This is a genomic window from Lysobacter enzymogenes (genome assembly GCF_017168095.1).
Classification (GTDB): domain Bacteria; phylum Pseudomonadota; class Gammaproteobacteria; order Xanthomonadales; family Xanthomonadaceae; genus Lysobacter; species Lysobacter enzymogenes_D.
The window spans coordinates 1-2,167 of record NZ_LXSD01000477.1; the positions used below are offsets into that span (position 1 = coordinate 1).

General features: G+C 67.8%; 2 protein-coding genes. Both read left to right on the forward strand.

Features of this window, described 5'->3' with window-relative positions; genetic code table 11:
- The first annotated feature begins 477 nt into the window (after positions 1–477).
- Complete coding sequence (locus tag A7A76_RS20000; RefSeq protein WP_074864544.1) at positions 478–1,536, forward strand: pilus assembly protein PilM; 1,059 nt, start codon at positions 478–480, stop codon at positions 1,534–1,536.
- Positions 1,536–2,167: PilN domain-containing protein (locus tag A7A76_RS20005; RefSeq protein ID WP_206412947.1), on the forward strand; the 632-nt coding region annotated here is incomplete at its 3' end. The genes A7A76_RS20000 and A7A76_RS20005, both read left to right, overlap by 1 nt.

A 2,167-nucleotide genomic window follows, 5' to 3' on the forward strand; every position in this document is an offset into this window, starting at 1 on the left:
CGAGGGCGGCGGAAACGCCGTCGCAGCGGCGCGGCCGTCCCCGGCGGGGCGCCGGGGGGCTGGGGGTGGCGCCGGTCGCAGCGCTCACGCAGTCTCACCGTCGGCGGCTACGGCTTGCGCGAGCTGTGAACGCCGGCGCACTGCGCGGTGGCGTTTCGCGCGCGATTTGCAGCGGCCGGCACGGAACGCCGCGCGAGCCCGCAAGCAGGATCGGCTGAACCGGGGCCGGCGCCTTCGGAACAGCGCCGCGACGCACGCCCCGGCTGCGCGGACGCCGCCGAAGCGCGATTCCGGTCGCTGTCATGGCATGTGTCACCCCGGTGGACTGACCGTGGCGGTCACGTGACGCCGAAGGTCAAAAAAGCACGACTGGGTTGGCAATCGTGAAAGAAGTGGTTGCCAGCCTGTGAAAAGTCCGTTATCTAAGCCGGGGCCACACGAAGTGCGCGTAAGCGCTTGTGGCATGGGGAGATAACTGTGGGACTCATCACAAAAAGCCAGCCGGCTCTCGTCGGCGTGGATATCAGTTCGACCGCGGTAAAGTTGCTGCAACTTTCGCGTGCCGGCAATCGCTACCGCGTTGAGCATTACGCGGTCGAGCCGTTGCCGCCGAACGCGGTGGTGGAAAAGAACATCGTCGAGGTCGAAGCGGTGGGCGAGGCGATCAAACGCGCCGTGGCCCGCTCGGGGACCCGCGCCAAGCACGCCGCCGCGGCGGTCGCCGGTTCCTCGGTGATCACCCGCGTCATCGGCATGCCGGCCGACCTGGACGAGGACGATCTGGAGTCGCAGGTCGAACTGGAAGCGGCCAATTACGTGCCGTATCCGATCGATGAGGTCAACCACGATTTCGAAGTGCTCGGCCCGATGCCGGGCAGCCCGGACATGGTCCAGGTGCTGCTGGCGGCCTCGCGCTCGGAGAACGTGGAGGTGCGCGCTTCGGCGCTGGAACTCGGCGGCCTGACCCCGAAGGTCATGGACGTGGAGGCCTTCGCGATCGAGAACGCGTTCGCGCTGCTCGCCGACACCCTCAGCAGCCCGCGCGACGGCCTGGTCGCCCTGGTCGACTCCGGCGCGACCATGACCACGCTCAACGTGCTGCGCAACGGCCGCAGCCTCTATCACCGCGAGCAGGTGTTCGGCGGCAAGCAGCTGACCGACGAGGTCATGCGCCGCTACGGCCTGAGCTACGAGGAAGCCGGCCTGGCCAAGCGCCAGGGCGGGTTGCCGGAGAGCTACCAGGCCGAGGTGCTGGAGCCGTTCAAGGAAGCCATGGTCCAGCAGGTCAGCCGCCTGCTGCAGTTCTTCTACGCCGGCAGCGAGTTCAACCGCGTCGACCAGATCGTACTGGCCGGCGGCGGCGCCTCGATCCCGCGCATCGCCGAAATGGTGGAAGAACAGCTTGGCATCCCGACCACGGTCGCCAACCCGCTCGCCCACATGACCCTGGGGCCGCGCGTGCAGGCGCACGCACTGGCGCAGGACGCGCCCGCGCTGATGATCGCCTGCGGCCTGGCCCTGAGGAGCTTCGACTGATGGCACGCATCAATCTCCTCCCGTGGCGCGCCGAGCGCCGCAAGGCCCGGCAGAAGGAATTCGTCGCGATGCTGGGCCTGTCGGCCCTGGCCGCGGCGGCGCTGTCGGTGCTGATCGTTTTCTATTACAGCAACGAAATCGGCGGCCAGCAGAAGCGCAACGAGTTCCTCGACGGCCAGATCGTCGAAGTCGACAAGAAGATCAAGGAGATCGAGGAACTCGACAAGAAGAAGGCCAAGCTGCTCGCGCGCAAGGAAGTGATCGAGAAGCTGCAGTCCAACCGCTCGCAGATGGTGCACCTGTTCGATTCGCTGGTGCGCACCATTCCCGACGGCGCGGTGCTGACCGCGATCAAGCAGGACGCCGAGACCCTGACCCTGGAAGGCCGCGCGCAGTCCAACGCCCGCGTCAGTACCTACATGCGCAACCTCGAGGTCTCCGGCTGGATGAGCAAGCCGGACCTGACCATCATCGAGGCCAAGGGCGGTGGCGGTAAGGGCCTGCCGTACGAGTTCAAGCTGACGGTGAAGCTGGCCAACCCGAACGCGCCCAAGGACGAGGACGGCGACGGCATTCCGGATGCGCCCGTCGCGGCTCCGGCCGCCGCCGCGGCGCCCGGCGCGCCGGCGCC